Source organism: Mesorhizobium sp. L2C066B000 (genome assembly GCF_000502335.1).
In the GTDB taxonomy this organism is placed as follows: domain Bacteria; phylum Pseudomonadota; class Alphaproteobacteria; order Rhizobiales; family Rhizobiaceae; genus Mesorhizobium.
Map to the genome: position 1 here is coordinate 1857795 of NZ_AYWZ01000001.1, position 15189 is coordinate 1872983.

Here is a 15189-nt window from a genome sequence, read left to right on the forward strand (position 1 = left end):
GGAGGAACAATGACTCGCAGGCTCACCGGCAAATGCTTTTGCGGCGCGGTCCAGTATGAAGTGGCGGACGAGTTCGTCTATGCCGCCAACTGCCATTGTTCGAACTGCCGGCGCACCACAGGTTCCGCCTTCAAGCCCTTCGCCGGCATCGAGCGCGAGAAACTTGCCCTTGCCGAAGGGCATCACGGGCTCATCCATTTCGGCGATGACAGCGGCCACGATGCGCATTGCAGCCGCTGCGGCTCGTTGCTGTATTCGCTGGTCCGCGACGGCGCCTATGTCCATGTCGCCATGGGCACGCTGGTCGACGATCCGACGATCCGGCCGACCGCGCACATCTTCGTCGGCTCCAAAGCGCCATGGTTCACCATCGCCGACGACTTGCCGCAATATGAAGGGCATGTGATCGCCGGTCCAGGCGACGTATAGGCTGGAACCACATACGGCCAATCCCGTTGTTTCGTTGCCCGTCTGCCGGGAGTTGAGCCTGGCTTGGATCTCGTCAGCGGTTGCAGATAGCGGCGTAGATGTGCGGCCTCGCGCAGCAACTTCTTGCGCCAGCCTAGGAATCAGCCCAGCATCCGAGGGCTGGAAGAGAAAAAGCATTTATGGCCGGACGCGGCATATCTGCGACCTGACGATCCGGCCACTGGGAAGACACGTTCCGGGAACGGGCAAGCGAAACGCTTGATGCTCGTTTGAAAGGAACGCTTCCATGTCTGCTGCCACTCTCCGATCGGCCAGAGCCGTTCAACCGGCTGGCCGACTCCTGTTTTCCTTGTTCGTGACCCCGATCTTTGCAATTGCGATGCTTGCGGCGGTGCTGACCGCACCCGCCTTCGCCCATGACGCCAAGCCTACGGCGGCGAAGCCGCAAGGCTGGAGTTATCCCTTCGCCTGCTGCGCAAACTACGACTGCCGCACCACCCATACCGGCGAGGTGCTGGAAAAGCCGGAGGGCTATGTCATCGCCGGAACGGGGGAGGTCGTTCCGATGAGCGACAAGCGGGTCAAGGACTCACCCGACGGCGATTTCCACTGGTGCGCGCATCAGGCCGGCCTCGACGCAGGCAAGACGATCTGCCTGTTCGTGCCACCGCGTTCCTACTGAGTTCTGTTGGCAGTTCTCATCGGAAGGCCGGCCTTGGTGGTGCTGAAGGCGCTTGCGTCAGACGGAAGCAGCGAGTGCCGAGGCGAAGTCGCGATACGGGCGCAGTGGGCGACCCAGAAGTGCCGTCAGGCGCTCGACGTCGCCGGCCTCGGGCAGCATCCCGTCGGTGAAGAAACGCTCGCCCATCAGGCGCATGTCGTAGGCCATCCAGGCGGGCAGGAACTGCTTGAGATTTTGCTCAAAACCCTCCGTATTGTCGCCGCTGTAGCTGATCGGGCGGGCGAGTACGTCTGACCAGATTGCGGCAATATCCGTCCCGGTCAGTGTCTGCGGACCGACGAGGTTGATCCGCTCGAACGCAAGCGGCTCCTTGGACTGTTCGCGACGCAGCAGCTCAAGGGCGGCGATCTCGGCGATATCGCGGGCGTCGATCATGGCGAGACCCTTGGGGCCGATCGGCATTGGGTAGGTGCCGTAGCCGGTGATGACGTCTTCGACCGTCAGATCGTTCTGGATGAAGTAGGCCGGGCGCAAGATCGTAGCTTTGAAGTCCATGTGTTCGATCATTCGCTCGACGCCGAACTTGCCCGCGAAATGCGGCACGTTCACATAGACGTCAGCGTGGATCACCGAGAGATAGACGATCCGCTCGATGCCGGCCGATCGGGCGACGTTCAAGGCGATCAAAGCCTGGGTGAATTCGTCCGGCACCACGGCGTTCAAGAGAAACAGCGTGGAAACGCCAGACATGGCTTTGCGCAGCGAATCGACATCGAGAAAGTCGCCTTGCACGACCGATACGCCTGCCGGAAAACTGGCTTTCGACGGATCGCGCACGAGAGCACGCACATCGGCGCCGCGCTTCGCGAGCTGTTCGACGACTTGGCGGCCGATATTGCCGGTGGCGCCGGTAACGAGAATGGTCATGGAATTTCTCCTGTTGGGTTGCTTGACAGTCCCAATATGTGTGGCTCACAAAGAGCCCAGTAGACGGCAATTTTAGACACGTCGTCTCACTGGTGGGACAGTCATGGACCTTTTAGCCCTTGCCGATTTTAACCTCGTGGCTCGCCATGGCGGCTTCGGCAAAGCGGCAAGGTCCACCGGCCGGCCCAAAGCAACGTTGTCCCGGCGCGTTGGCGAATTGGAAAGCAGTCTCGATCTGCGTCTGTTCGAACGGGGTGCGCGTAACCTGAAGCTGACCGAAGAAGGACGGGCGCTCTTCGAGCGGACGGGGGCGTTGCTTGCCGAGCTGGACGAGACGGCATCGGCGATTGCCTCGGGCGGTCAGAGACCCAAGGGCAGATTGCGGATCAGCGCGCCTTTGCATTTTTCGCAGACTGCAATGGGGAGGATCGCTGCGGGATTTGCCCTGAGGTATCCTGAGGTGAGGCTTGAAGTGACCACCGAAGACCGGCATGTCGACATGATCGAGGAAGGCTACGATCTGGTAATCCGGGTCCATCCGGATCCCGATGAAAGCCTGGTCGGACGGGCGTTTCTCCGCGACCGCCTGGTCGTTGTGGCGAGCCCGGACCTTCCTCGCCCGACCGATGGGCTCGCCGCTCCTGGCGTTGCGCGCGGGACAGGCGAGCGGCAAACATGGCAGGTGAAGACACCAGGTGGCCGGGCAACACTTAGAATCGAGCCGGTCCTCGCCTTGTCGACGCTGATCATGGTCCGCGATGCGGTGCGAGCCGGCGTCGGCGCAGGACGGCTTCCCATTTCGTTGGTGGCCCACGACCTGGCTGACGGCACACTGGTGAATTGGGGGGATATTGACGGCCCCGAAATTTCTCTATGGACGCTCTACCCGTCGCGGCGGCTGCTCAGCGCGCGCGTGTCGGCGTTCCTGGATTTTCTGAAACAGGCTTTCCCAAACGGGACGCCGGACGAACTGGCCGCCTATATCGGCAGGTGACGACGATTGGGAGGTGACGACGGGTCCGCTTCGGCCAGAGCGCCGCTCGGCTCGATCGATCGGAGCCTGCTGACAGACAGTTGTCAGGAGCCTTCCTTTATGGTGCCTTGCCGCATGGGTGGCGGCAACGGAGAGGAAAGCTTTTCATGACCATCAAGGCCAGCTGTCATTGCAAGGCGACGACGTTCGAGGTTTCGCAGGCGCCCGAGACGGTAACACAATGCACCTGCTCGTTCTGCTCCAAGCGCGGTTCGCTGTGGGCTTACTACGTTCCGTCGCAATTCAAGCTCACCAGCTCGCCGGAAAACGTTTCCTTCTATCAATGGGGATCGAAGACCGTCAAACACGGGTTTTGCGCCATTTGCGGCTGCGGCACCTTCACCGAAACGCCGGACTGGTCAACCGGCAAACCGGACTTCGACAATCCCAAGATATCAGTCAATTCGCGGCTGTTCGACGATTTCGACCTCGATAAGGTCGAGGTGGTCGTCATTGACGGCAAGAACCTCTGGTAGGCCAGCACCAGCCACCGAAGCGGAAGAGTGGCGCGAGCGGGGAAAAGCCGCTTTCGCCGCTCGGTTTTTCGCCGCATTTCATGTTACAAGACCGGAGAAGGGCTTATATGCGCGAGCCGCAAAGGCCGCGCTTTGGAGAGGGACGATTCTATGAAAAAGACTGTGCTCGTCGCCGTTGCGACGGCTGTGCTGGTGAGCGCCTGCACCACGACCGATCCGTACACCGGCGAACAGAAGGTTTCGAACACCGCAGCCGGCGCCGGCCTTGGCGCCCTGGCGGGTGCGGGCCTCGGCCTGCTTGCCGGCGGCAATGACCGCCGCAACGCGCTGATCGGCGCCGGTATCGGCGCGCTGGCCGGCGGCGCCATCGGTGCGACCATGGACCAGAACGAGGCTGAACTGCGCCGCCAACTCGAAGGCACCGGCGTCAGCGTCACCCGCACCGGCGACCAGATCATCCTCAACATGCCGTCCGACATTACTTTCAACGTCGACCAGGATGCGGTGAAGCCCGGCTTCTACCAGGTGCTGAACTCGGTTGCGCTGGTGCTGAAGAAGTTCAAGCAGACCACGGTCGACGTGTTCGGCCACACCGATTCGACCGGTGGCGACGAACACAATTTCGATCTGTCGCAGCGCCGTGCATTGGCGGTCGCCAACTATCTCTCAGGCCAAGGTGTCGATTCGCGCCGCTTCGCCGTCACCGGATTCGGCAAGACCCGTCCGATCGCGTCCAATGGAACGGCGGCCGGCCGTGCGCAGAACCGGCGCGTCGAGATCCAGCTTTCGCCGCTGACCTGAATTGTTCGGCATCGAAATGCGAAGGCGGCCCCCGCAAGGGGCCGCTTTCTTTTTGGGCTCCTGTGGTCCGTCAAAAGGTCTAACGCATTAGAGATTTCTAATAATTCCTTTCCGGAGGCCTTGGAAGGGATTAGCATTGGTGCGGTTCCAGAGGGGATGGGGCGATACAAACGGCCGCGCAGTCACTTAGTCGGCCCCGGTCCTGCACGGCCAGATAGGAAATCTGGGAGGAATGCATGACAAGAACAGCTCGTCTTGGGCGTTGCGGCGTCCTCATTTTGACAGGTCTGGTCTCCGCTTGGTGCGCAGCGGCCACGGCTCGAGCCGAGGACGCCAACAAAGCCGACATTGAAGCGTTGAAGAAATCGCTCGCCAAATATGAAGACTACACGGTCGCCGTCCGCGACCTTTATCTGTCGACTGTCGGGTGCGTCTATTACAGCGGGGACAGGATCGAGGGCGCAATGGACTATCCGAAGGGCGCTATGGGCATCCATTTCGTCAACGTCCCGAGTGTCGGTCAGAAACTCGATCCGATGCGCCCCAATGTGCTGATCTACGAGCCGACCAAGAAAGGCTTGAAATTGGTTGGCGTGGAATGGCTGGTGCCCCTGACGCCAGACACCAAGGAACCTCCAAAACTATTTGGCCAGACCTTCATGGGACCGATGGAAGGGCACTATCCGCTCATTCCGAGGGAGTTCGTCCACTACGACCTTCATGCCTGGCTGTTCAGAGACAATCCGAACGGCATGTTCAGTCCGACCAACCCGAACGTGAAATGCAGCAAGGCAGAGTTTCCGATGCTGGAAAAACCGACCAAGATGATGCCCGGCCCGATGTGACGGACGGGCCAGGATAGGAGCGTGCCAAGAGTGCAAGCTGGCCGGCTGCATTTGAGAGCGCTCGGGATCGGGCTCGGACGACGATGGGCATGAGGGCCGGCGCGCATGAAGGCTGCCCGCATGATGTCGTCGCGGAAGCCGACCATGGCGGCAAAATTGCGCACGCGCCAGCATCGCGCTGGGCGCTAAGGGGCCGTTTTGCCTTAAGAGTCGACCAGACATTCGGCTCAGCCCGCAGCAGCCACTTCGCTGAGGATCGAGCAGATGCGGGAGATTGTTTCATCCGCAAGATCGGTCCAACAGGGTAGCCCCAGTTGAGTCGCTACCAGTATGTCAGTGGTCTGTAGCGGCAGCCTGGGAAAATGTTCGAAGGCTGCGTGCCGATGCAGACCGCCACCCCACCACCGGCGCACACCAACCCCTCCTTTCGCCAGCGCCGTGAGCGCCCGGTCCATCGAACCAGGCCGCAGGCCAATGGTGACGGTGGAGGATATCCATTTTTCACCGAACCCCTCCGGCAAGCTCAGCTCGGAAATCGACCCCAGCGAGCGGCTATAGCTTGTGGCAACGCGCTTGTAGGCGGCACGCGTATGTGGCCACAGCTCAAGTGCGGCCAGGCCGACGGCCGCACCATACTCGCTGAGCTTGCCGTTCAGGGCCGGTCTGACCGCCTCGCGCGAATTTGAAAAACCAAAGTTGGCACCCTCCGCGATTTCCTCGATCAGAGAGCCGTCGTCTGACGCGATAAAACAACCTTCGCCGATGCCGAGTGCCTTGGTGGCATGCAGGCTGACGACTGCCGGAACCCGCGATGGCGTCAAGGTGTCGAAGGCTGCGGCTGCGTCAATTACCACGGCAAGACCGGTATCGCTCTTGAACCGATCCCAGTTCGCGACACCAATCGGGCGGCCGAACGGCATGACCGGCATGACCGCTCCGACGCCGCCGGGAGCCTGGCGGAGGAGTTCTGCCGCGCTCTCGGGCAACAGTTGCTGGCTGTCCAGGTCTACGTCGACCAGCCATGGAACGAGCCCTGCGAGGACCGCCGCGTGCGCGCTGGCCGCGAAGGTCCAGGACGGCATCATGCAGAGACTTCCCTTCGCCGGTTTCTGCGCCATCAATGCGAGCGCCAACCCCAGCGTTGCGTTTGCGCCACATACGACATGGCCTGCAGCGGTCCGAGTCTTGAGAGCTTCCTGGAAACGCCGGTTCAACGGACCGTTGTTGCTGTACCAGCGAGTTGCATCGATCTCGTGCAGATAGGGAAGGATGCTGTCGCCTGTCGGCAGTCGCGGGCGCGACACGGGAACATCGGGCGCTGGGCCGGGATCGGCATCCCACAATCCGTCGGCGTTCAAGCTCTACCGCCTGCGGTCTTGTCCAGATAGAGGCCTTCATTTGCGGGTATGGGCCGCAAGGTTTCGGGCCGGCTGGTCCCGATCTCGATCTTACTGCTGGTCCGCGAGATGGTGTAAAAATGCCAGTGATCGGCGCAAAGCAGCACGAAACTGGCGAATGGTATCGCCTCGCGGCCGCAGAGACGCCGGTTGCGGCGCCAATGCCTGACATAGGCGCCGCCCAGCGACATCGCGCTGCGCTTGGCAAGCAAAGCTCTGAAGAGTCGGGCAGCCATCAGGATGGCACCGGCCAATTCCGCAATCCGGGTCACGCCGGAACGCTTCCGGCCGATCAGGGTTGCAAGCGTCGCCCGGCTCTTGCGAAAGCCTGGCGATCCGAAATAGCCATCCACAAGGCGGCTGAAGTAGGCGTCCGGCTCGTAAAGGCGCTGCACCAACCTGTCATAGCCGGCCCTCAGCGCTTCGCGCGTCATCTTCTTCGGGCGGAAGCTGACATAGGGGTCGCTGAGGTCCAGCCGACCCTCCATCTTCAGCCGCCCATAGAGCGGCGTCGTGGGGATCGGGCACAAGATTGCCACAGATGCTTGCGCGATACCGATTTGCTGAATGAACTCGAACTGCTCATCGAAGATCGCCTCATCGTCGCTATCGAAACCGACGATGAAACCCGCCTGAATCACCAGCCCGCTGTCGCGGATGCGCTGCAATTTGTCGATCATGCTGTCGCCACGAACGTTCTGGATCTTCCTCGTTTCCATCAGCGACTTGGCGCGGGGCGACTCGATGCCGACAAAGACTTGGCGGAAATTGGCCAGACGCATCAGATCGAGCATTTCCGCGTCGTCACCCAGATTGATGCTGGCTTCTGTCGAAAAGGCCAATGGATAGCCGTTTACCTTTTGCCAATCGATCAGGCCTCTCAGGAGTTCCTTGGCCTTGACCTTGTTACCGATGAAATTGTCGTCGACCAGAAAACAGGTACGGAAGCCCGCCTTCACGATCGCATCGAACTCGCGAATCATTTGCGCCGGCGACTTCAGGCGTGGCCGGCGACCGAAGATGGTAATGATGTCGCAGAATTCACAAAGGAACGGGCATCCTCGCGAGAACTGTAGAGACGCTACCACGTAGCTTCCAGATTTCAGCAGGTCATATCGAGGCGTGGGGACGGTCTCCATATCGGTTTTCGCGTCCTGCTCGTAGCGCTTCTGGACAGGCTCTCCGCGAGCGAAAGCCGTCAGGAAGCGAGGCCACGTTTCCTCGGCTTCGCCGATGAAGCGCACGTCGCAGCGGTCGACAAACTCCGCCTCCGACACCGAGACATAGGGACCGCCCGCGGCGACGGTAATCGGTAGATCGCGCAGTCTCTCGAGGATTTCAAACATGCGGTCGCGCTGCACGATCATGCCGGTCACGCCGACGATGTCGAAGGCACCGAGCCGCTCGAAATCCAGGTCCTCGACATTCTCATCGAGCAGGACGACATCACAATGATCCGGAGCAAGCGCCGCAAGGGCGGGCAGGGAACCTGTCACGATCCAGCTGCCTTTTTGGCCAGGCAGAACGGGAAGCACCTCGTCCCGGCTCCAGACGGAAGGGCGGAACCGCGGATTGATGAGGCAAACCCGAAGCTTGCGCGGCAAAGGCATATTCGAAGTGTGCATCGAGTATAAGCCTGTGAGTGAGCGATTCAGTGACATGATGTTTCGCGCAGATTATAGAGTGATATACAAGCCAGCCGACGCCTTCTATTGCCAATTAGACGAGGTATTCCAATTGCCCGACAGTGGTCCATACGACGCGCTGGTCGCCCACTACGAGGCGTGTCTTGCACGTCATGGCGATACGCCCCAGGGAGTCGACTGGCCGGATGCCGGGGGGGCAGCGACACGTTACCGCATAATGGCCGAGGCGATGCGTGAGCGCGACCGGGTCGATGTGCTGGACTTCGGCTGCGGCGCCGGCCACTTCCTCGACTATTTGCGCCAATCCGACGATCGCAAACTGCGATATCGGGGGCTCGATCTGTCCGCACGGTTCATCGACCTGTGCCGGCGCAAATATCCCGGCGTGACCTTTGACTGTATGGACGTGATGCAGAATGAGGTGGTTGTGCCCGAGGCCGACTACATCATCATGAACGGGGTCTTCACGGAGCGTTGTGGCGTCGCCTACGAGACGATGTTCGACACCATGACCCGGTTGATCGCAAGGGTGTTCCCGCATGCCCGCAAGGGAATGGCCTTCAACCTGATGTCGAAGCATGTCGACTGGGAACGCGAGGACCTTTTTCACGTGCCTTATGATCGGATAAGCCACTTCGTCGTCGGTCAATTGTCGCGTCATCACCTCATTCGCGCCGACTACGGGCTCTACGAGTACACGGTTTACGTCTACAAGGCTGCCGCGTAGCCGACGATCCGCGGATTTCCGGCTTGCGGGTCAAGAATATAATGGGCATAGGCGCGGGGGCGGCATGGCGGACGTGGTTATTTTTGGGATGGGCCAGATCGCCGAGGTCGCGTGGGCCTACCTCGACAGGTTCGGAGAGGATCGCGTCGTCGGTTTTACTGTCGACGAAGACTTCCTCACACAAACCGAGTTCAAAGGTCTTCCCGTGGTCGCCTGGGAAAAGCTTGAGGACCGATTCCCGCCTGAAACCGTCAAGCTGCTTGGTCCGCTCAGCTACCAGAACCTCAACGAGTTCCGCCGTGATCGGCATAAGCAGGGCCGGGCGCGCGGGTACAGCTTCACGCGCTTCATCCACCCCTCTACGCACAATATGGCGGACACGGTTGGTGAAAACTGCTTCATTCTCGAGAATTGCACGCTGCAGCCGTTTGTCCGCCTCGGCGAAGGCATCATGATGTGGAGCGGTAGCCATGTCGGTCATCACTCCATCGTCGAGGATTTCTGCTTCGTCTCGTCGCAGGTGGGGCTGGCGAGCGGTGTCCATATCGGCACGTGCAGCCTGATCGGCGGCCAGGTCGGCATCGACAACGGCATCACGATCGGTGCCGGAAGCTATATCGAGTCCCGTTGCATGATCCGGCGCGATGTGCCCGCCAACAGTGTAGTGCGTCATCCCTCGGACTTGCCGAAGCCCTATTCCAGCGCCCGTATCAAGTCGATGAAGTTCCGCTGATGCCTGGCCGTCAGAGGAAATGGACCCGGCAGGGGTTGCTGGTGCCCATAAAGGCGGGGCACGGGTGGTGGGGCAGCTACGCGCAGGTTCCGACGGTCCTCGCCCTTTCGCCTCGGCTTTGGCGCATCTATTTCGCCGGGCGCAATGGCGCCAACCGGTCATCCATCCTGGCCGTTGATGTCGACCCGCAAGACGGCATGCGTGTGTTGGGTGAGTATTTCGACCCGATCATGGAGCCGGGCCTGCCAGGCACTTTCGATTGCTCGGGGCTGGGGCCCTCCTGCGCGGTGATGATCGGTGGGCGCGTGCATCTGTATTATTCGGGCATCTACCCACGTAGCGATGTCAGCTTTCAGATCGCCATCGGGCTCGCCACCAGCGATGATGGGCTGAATTTCGAGAGAGCATTTGCGGGGCCGGTCCGCAGTATCGGTCCGGCAGATCCCTATTTCGTGTCAACGCCCTTCGTTGGTGCGATCAAGGGCGGCTATCGCATGTGGTATGCGAGCGGCACCGGTTGGGTGGAGACCAGAGGTGTCCGGGAGCCTGACTATGTGCTCCGCAGCTGTGTTTCGCCAGACGGAATTCTGTGGGAAACAGGCTCGGTCCCGGTCCTAGGTGACGACCTCGGGGACGGGAACAGCCAGACGCGTCCCTGGGTCACGCATGAGGCTGGCGGTATACGGCTGTGGTACAGCCGCCGCGGGCGGGACTTTCGCGATGGTGGCAATGAAGCCTACCGCCTTTTTTCCCGCCCGATAGATGTCCGGGATGGCATGGCTGGCGAGGCGGAACCTGTGATCTTCAGCAATCCGCCGGCGGCCGGCGACTTCGACAGTTGGATGCAGGCCTATTGTTGCGTCATGCGACGCGCTTCCGGTGAAGTGATGTTCTACAACGGCAACGGGTTCGGCGAGGCCGGCATCGGCTGGGCGACTCGCGATTTGACATGACGGGGACCGGCATGACTTTCGAATTTCGCATCCCGATCCTGCCGGAGCCGGAATTTTTCTCAAACGTCAAGCTGGCAGCTTTGTCGTTGGCCAAGCTCGGCGGCGTCTATGCGGCCGCCCCCATTGTGGTCTCTGTTGGCGGGCATGCCGACATCGACGAACTCCATGCCGCCAACACCTGGTCCTCGGCCTTCCCGGTAACGTGGCGCCCCGTGCCGCGTGCTATCAGCGACCGGGGTTTCTCCTCGGGCTTTGACCGCTATGCCGAGGCGCCGCGCGGCGATGTCATCATCCTCGCCGATGCCGACGCCTGCCTGATGCGGCCGATCGACGAGCTTTTGCAACGCATGCGCGACGCTGATCGGCCGAGTGTTGCCGGCCTACCGGCGCATTTCTCGCCATTTTCGAGAGATGGCTCGGAAAACAACGCTGCATGGCGTCGGCTTCTTGAGACGCTCGGCTTTGCAGATACGCCTCTCAACTGGCGATATTCCGAGTCGTCGGATGGCGCCTTCGGCGGGTGCCCCGCCTATATCAACTATGGCTTCGTCGTCTTCAACAAAAGCGCTTTCAGCGCCATTCAGCCACTGATCCGCCCGCTTACCGCGCGCGTACTGGATTATTTGAAGGATCAGCCCTCGATCTTCTTTTCCGGCCAGATCGCGCTGTCGCTGGCCATCCTGACGGTCGGGGCCGATGCGTTGCCTCTCGGGCCGGAATACAATTGTCCAAACTCCGACGAGATGCTGGCGCACGGGCTGCGCGACCCGGCGGATATCCGGGTGCTGCATTATCTTCGCCGCGAGCAGTTCGATCGCCACAGCTTCCTGTGCAACCGCGACGAATTCGACGCCTTCTGTGGCAAGTCGTTCGCATCGCCGGTCCTTCAAGCGTTCCAGCAGCACGTTCGAAGCTTGCCTCATTGCTTCTATGGCGAAGGCAAGACGCAGTGACGGGCAAGCTCACCATTGCTGTCATGCAGCCATATTTCTTCCCGCATGCGGGCTATTTTCGCCTGATGGCTGCGAGCGACGTCTTCGTTGTTTTCGACGATGTCCAGTTCCCGCGCCGGGGACGGGTGCATCGTTGCGAAATGACACCGGGCCGCTGGCTGACATTGCCGCTCGCGCCTTTGCCGTTCGATGCACAGATAAAGGATCTGCGTTGGGCGGACGGCGCCCGAACCGCTCTGGACAAGCGCCTGGCCGCTTTCGGCCTGCCGGGCCAGGCGACAACGCCGGCCGCGGAGCGGATCAGCCGCCATCTGACCGGGTCGCTTGGCGACGTGACAAGCTTTCTCGAGAACGGTCTTCGGCTCGTCGCCGACGCGCTCGAACTCAAAGCAAACATCTTGCGCAGTTCCAGCCTCGGCGTTGATCCCGCCTTGCGAGGGCAAGCGCGCATTATCGGCATCGTTCGAGCGCTCGGCGGACAGCGCTACATCAACGCTGCCGGTGGGCGCCACCTTTATGCCACCGAGAACTTCCAGCAGGCGGGCATCGATCTGCAGTTTCTCGTGCCCTACGCAGGGAGGTTCCCCCACATCCTGCCTGCCTTTTTTGGCAATAACCTCGCCGACCTTCGCGACGATGTTCGAAACACGTGCCAATGGGGGCCGTGAGCAATTGCCGATCACTTGGCAGCTATTTTAGGACTGCGACGATCAGACCTTGGCGACGATCTTCATGAAGGCCGGCATGTCGTCGCCGAAGCCGACGGTGCCGTCATTGTCTTCACCGCGGTTGTTGCCGCGGGCAGGGCGGCTGTTGCTGGCGCGCTGCGGCCTTGTGTCGCCGCGTTCCGGGGCACGGTTCTCGTTGTTGCGATCGGAGACCTTGCGGTCGCTGTTTTCGGAGCGAATCGCTTCCTTGCGCTGATGCCGTTCGCCGATGTCGGCGACCGCGGCCTCGGCTACCGCCGGCTGTTCCTCGCGTGCGGCATCTGCCGCCGGCGCGTCGTCGCTGCGCTTGGCATGGCGTTCGCGCGGCTTGCGCTCGCCACCGTCCTTGCGATCATGGACCTTGCGGTCCTCGTCCTTGCGGCCGGCGCGGCGCGGAGCGCCACGGCCACGGCGGGGCGCTTCGTCCTCGCCGCCTTCGCTGGCGACCACGGTCGACAGGTCGCCGTCATGCCACTCGATCTTGTTGCCGATCAGCCGCTCGATGGCGTCGATGTATTTGGTGTCGGACTTGGTGGCGATGGTGAAGGATTTGCCCGAGCGTCCGGCGCGGCCGGTGCGGCCGATGCGGTGGACATAGTCTTCGGCGTGGATCGGCACGTCGTAGTTGAAGACGTGGCTGACGTCGGGAATGTCGAGGCCGCGCGCGGCGACGTCGGACGCCACGAGATAGCGCAATTTGCCATCGCGGAAATTGGCCAGCATCTGCATGCGGGCGCGCTGGTCCATGTCGCCATGCAGGGCGCCGGCGTCGAAGTCATACTTCAACAGCGAGCGGAACAGCTCCGCGACCTCGACCTTGCGGTTGCAGAAAATGATAGCGTTCTTCAGCTCGGCGTCTTCGGCCTTTATCAGATTGCGTAGCGTCTCGCGCTTGTCCCACGGCTTGGAGCCGGACTTGACTAGGCGCTGGATGATGTTGGTGGCAGCGGATGCCGCCTTGGACACCTCGACGCGCACCGGCGCATGCAGGAATTTCTCGGTGAGCTTGGTGATCTCCGGCGGCATGGTCGCTGAGAAGAACAGCGTCTGCCTGGTGAACGGGATCATCTCGCAGATGCGCTCGATGTCGGGGATGAAGCCCATGTCCAGCATGCGGTCGGCCTCGTCGATGACGAGGATCTCGACGCCGTTGAGCAACAGCTTGCCGCGCTCGCGGTGATCGAGCAGACGGCCGGGCGTGGCGATCAGCACGTCGGCGCCGCGCTCCAGCTTCTTGTCCTGCTCGTCGAAGGAGACGCCGCCGATCAGCAGCGCGATGTTGAGCTTGTGGTTCTTGCCGTATCTGATGAAATTCTCTTCGACCTGCGCGGCGAGCTCGCGCGTCGGCTCGAGGATCAGCGTGCGCGGCATGCGGGCACGGGCCCTGCCTTTTTCGAGGCGGGTCAGCATCGGCAGCACGAAGGAAGCCGTCTTGCCGGTGCCGGTCTGTGCTATGCCCAGAATATCCTTGCCGAGCAAGGCATGCGGGATGGCGCCAGCCTGGATCGGCGTCGGCACGGTGTAGCCCGCATCGGTGACTGCGGAAAGGACCTTGGGCGACAGGCCGAGGTCTGAAAAGGTCAACGCTTCTAGAGCGGTCGTGGTGTCTGAGGACAAGAGTTGCTGTCTTTGGCTGGTTCGGGGAAGCGCAACGGCATCCGTCGCGGCAAGCACAGCGTGCCTGCAAGATTGGTATTGCGATTAGGCGCAAGCCCGCGATTTGTCAACAGAAACGGGCGGGATTGGCACGATTGTGAAAACGTAAGCTTAATCGCGATGCTTAATTAGGTAGTCACTCTTTGCGCCGGCTCAATAGCGAAACTGCTCGGCGAGAATGCGTTCGTTCCACGAATGGTTGGGATCAAACAGCAGCGTTGCCGTCGCAGTCGGCGATTCGCGGACCGTTACGGAAGCCACCGCCTTGACCTCGGTGTGGTCGGCGGCGGTGTTCACCGGGCGCTTTTCCGACTCCAGAATATCGAAGCGTACGGTCGCCTTGTTTGACAACAAGGCACCCCGCCAACGGCGCGGCCGGAACGGGCTGACCGGGGTCAGCGCGAGCAACGGCGCATCCAGCGGCAGGATCGGCCCGTGCGCCGAAAGATTGTACGCGGTGGAGCCGGCCGGCGTCGCGATCATCACGCCGTCGCAGTTCAGTTCCTCGATGCGGACCTGCTCGTCGACGGTGATGCGGATCTTTGCCGTCTGGTAGGACTGACGCCACAGCGCCACCTCGTTGATGGCGAGTGCCGAAACCGTCTCACCCTCATGCGTCACCGCCAGCATTTCCAGCGGGCGGATCGTTTCGGCGACCGCGGCAGCAATGCGCTCGGTGAGGCCGCCGACGCGGTACTCGTTCATTAGGAAGCCGATGGTGCCACGGTTCATGCCGTAGACCTTCTTTCCCGTGCTCATCGTGTCGCGCAAGGTCTGCAGCAGGAAGCCGTCGCCACCCAGCGCCACCACCACCTGGGCGTCGTCGAAGGATGCCTGGCCATAGCGGGCCGACAGGCTCTCCATCGCCGCCTTGGCATCGGCAGTGTCGGAGGAGACGAAGGCGAGATTGGCTTTGCTCATGACATTCCGATGGCGGTCGGCCGATGGCGGTCGGCGGCGGTTGCGTGGGGTAGCATGGGCAAGCGCATCTGCAAAGGGAGGCATCGTCCGGCGCAGTTGCGGCCGCGGCGAAACGAAATCGGCGGCTCGCGCTTCATGTCGCCGGAACGGCGAATGTGATGGTTAAGAGCGAGCTTAAACACTCGTAAAGCCTGATCGATCATGTTAGCCGACAGAGGATGGGTGGCTGGGGGCTAGCCAGTCGAGACCTGTCTATTGCCGGTGACACGCCTGATTATCGTCTTCCTTGTGATGGGAAGTTTC

Annotated in this window: 16 protein-coding genes; 11 read left to right on the forward strand and 5 right to left on the reverse strand. The window is 61.5% G+C overall.

Annotation, left to right across the window (positions count from 1 at the left end):
• The first annotated feature begins 9 nt into the window (after window positions 1-9).
• Window positions 10-429 (forward strand): GFA family protein, encoded by a 420-nt coding sequence (locus tag X733_RS157385; RefSeq protein WP_023691227.1) that lies wholly within the window; start codon window positions 10-12, stop codon window positions 427-429.
• Window positions 430-715: 286 nt separating this feature from the next.
• Entirely contained in the window at window positions 716-1111 is a 396-nt protein-coding gene (locus tag X733_RS157380; protein ID WP_023667474.1) for a hypothetical protein, read from the forward strand.
• Window positions 1112-1168: 57 nt separating this feature from the next.
• On the opposite strand, the gene X733_RS157375 is transcribed toward X733_RS157380, so the two are convergent.
• Window positions 1169-2038, reverse strand: coding sequence for an NmrA/HSCARG family protein (locus X733_RS157375; RefSeq protein WP_023818190.1), 870 nt, complete (start codon window positions 2036-2038; stop codon window positions 1169-1171).
• Between the two features lie 103 nt (window positions 2039-2141).
• Here X733_RS157375 and X733_RS157370 point away from each other — a divergent pair, with 103 nt between their 5' ends.
• The 4 genes from X733_RS157370 (at window position 2142) to X733_RS157355 (ending at window position 5193) form a co-directional block, all read left to right on the forward strand.
• Window positions 2142-3032, forward strand: a complete 891-nt coding sequence (locus tag X733_RS157370; protein ID WP_023818191.1) for a LysR family transcriptional regulator — start codon at window positions 2142-2144, stop codon at window positions 3030-3032.
• Window positions 3033-3178: 146 nt separating this feature from the next.
• Window positions 3179-3547 carry a GFA family protein gene (locus X733_RS157365; RefSeq protein ID WP_023667471.1) on the forward strand — a complete coding sequence of 123 codons (369 nt, stop codon included), beginning with the start codon at window positions 3179-3181 and terminating at the stop codon, window positions 3545-3547.
• A gap of 150 nt (window positions 3548-3697) precedes the next feature.
• The gene (locus X733_RS157360) at window positions 3698-4348 is read left to right on the forward strand and encodes an OmpA family lipoprotein (RefSeq protein WP_023667470.1); all 651 of its coding nucleotides are present in this window, start codon (window positions 3698-3700) and stop codon (window positions 4346-4348) included.
• Between the two features lie 236 nt (window positions 4349-4584).
• A complete protein-coding gene (locus X733_RS157355) occupies window positions 4585-5193 on the forward strand; it encodes a hypothetical protein (protein WP_023681486.1) in 609 nt (202 codons plus the stop codon).
• Between the two features lie 227 nt (window positions 5194-5420).
• Here the strand turns inward: X733_RS157355 and X733_RS157350 are convergent, their stop codons facing one another.
• Window positions 5421-6551, reverse strand: a complete 1131-nt coding sequence (locus X733_RS157350) for a DegT/DnrJ/EryC1/StrS family aminotransferase (protein WP_050588626.1) — start codon at window positions 6549-6551, stop codon at window positions 5421-5423.
• Entirely contained in the window at window positions 6548-8194 is a 1647-nt protein-coding gene (locus tag X733_RS157345; protein ID WP_196813702.1) for a radical SAM protein, read from the reverse strand. Before X733_RS157345 ends, X733_RS157350 begins: the two co-directional genes overlap by 4 nt.
• Window positions 8195-8273: 79 nt before the next feature.
• On the opposite strand from X733_RS157345, the gene X733_RS157340 reads away from it, so the two are divergent.
• From X733_RS157340 to X733_RS157320, 5 genes are all read left to right on the forward strand, one after another.
• A complete protein-coding gene (locus tag X733_RS157340; protein WP_196813703.1) occupies window positions 8274-8963 on the forward strand; it encodes a class I SAM-dependent methyltransferase in 690 nt (229 codons plus the stop codon).
• A 64-nt stretch (window positions 8964-9027) separates the two neighbouring features.
• Window positions 9028-9696 (forward strand): acetyltransferase, encoded by a 669-nt coding sequence (locus tag X733_RS157335; protein ID WP_023688392.1) that lies wholly within the window; start codon window positions 9028-9030, stop codon window positions 9694-9696.
• A 41-nt stretch (window positions 9697-9737) separates the two neighbouring features.
• Window positions 9738-10649 (forward strand): hypothetical protein, encoded by a 912-nt coding sequence (locus X733_RS157330; protein ID WP_155924164.1) that lies wholly within the window; start codon window positions 9738-9740, stop codon window positions 10647-10649.
• Window positions 10650-10660: 11 nt separating this feature from the next.
• On the forward strand, window positions 10661-11602 hold the full coding sequence (locus tag X733_RS157325; RefSeq protein ID WP_155924165.1) for a hypothetical protein: 942 nt from the start codon (window positions 10661-10663) through the stop codon (window positions 11600-11602).
• Complete coding sequence (locus tag X733_RS157320; RefSeq protein WP_023818195.1) at window positions 11599-12270, forward strand: WbqC family protein; 672 nt, start codon at window positions 11599-11601, stop codon at window positions 12268-12270. Before X733_RS157325 ends, X733_RS157320 begins: the two co-directional genes overlap by 4 nt.
• 42 nt (window positions 12271-12312) lie before the next feature.
• Here the strand turns inward: X733_RS157320 and X733_RS157315 are convergent, their stop codons facing one another.
• Window positions 12313-13926 (reverse strand): DEAD/DEAH box helicase, encoded by a 1614-nt coding sequence (locus X733_RS157315; protein ID WP_031193139.1) that lies wholly within the window; start codon window positions 13924-13926, stop codon window positions 12313-12315.
• A gap of 192 nt (window positions 13927-14118) precedes the next feature.
• Complete coding sequence (locus tag X733_RS157310) at window positions 14119-14886, reverse strand: NAD kinase (RefSeq protein WP_023667464.1); 768 nt, start codon at window positions 14884-14886, stop codon at window positions 14119-14121.
• Window positions 14887-15189 lie beyond the last annotated feature (303 nt).

Coding starts and splice junctions, on each gene's coding strand:
- X733_RS157325 (WP_155924165.1), top strand. CDS start 10,661: ATGACTTTCGAATTTCGCATCCCGATCCTGCCGGAGCCGGAATTTTTC.
- X733_RS157365 (WP_023667471.1), top strand. CDS start 3,179: ATGACCATCAAGGCCAGCTGTCATTGCAAGGCGACGACGTTCGAGGTT.
- X733_RS157360 (WP_023667470.1), top strand. CDS start 3,698: ATGAAAAAGACTGTGCTCGTCGCCGTTGCGACGGCTGTGCTGGTGAGC.
- X733_RS157375 (WP_023818190.1), bottom strand. CDS start 2,038: ATGACCATTCTCGTTACCGGCGCCACCGGCAATATCGGCCGCCAAGTC.
- X733_RS157310 (WP_023667464.1), bottom strand. CDS start 14,886: ATGAGCAAAGCCAATCTCGCCTTCGTCTCCTCCGACACTGCCGATGCC.
- X733_RS157370 (WP_023818191.1), top strand. CDS start 2,142: ATGGACCTTTTAGCCCTTGCCGATTTTAACCTCGTGGCTCGCCATGGC.
- X733_RS157335 (WP_023688392.1), top strand. CDS start 9,028: ATGGCGGACGTGGTTATTTTTGGGATGGGCCAGATCGCCGAGGTCGCG.
- X733_RS157355 (WP_023681486.1), top strand. CDS start 4,585: ATGACAAGAACAGCTCGTCTTGGGCGTTGCGGCGTCCTCATTTTGACA.
- X733_RS157380 (WP_023667474.1), top strand. CDS start 716: ATGTCTGCTGCCACTCTCCGATCGGCCAGAGCCGTTCAACCGGCTGGC.
- X733_RS157385 (WP_023691227.1), top strand. CDS start 10: ATGACTCGCAGGCTCACCGGCAAATGCTTTTGCGGCGCGGTCCAGTAT.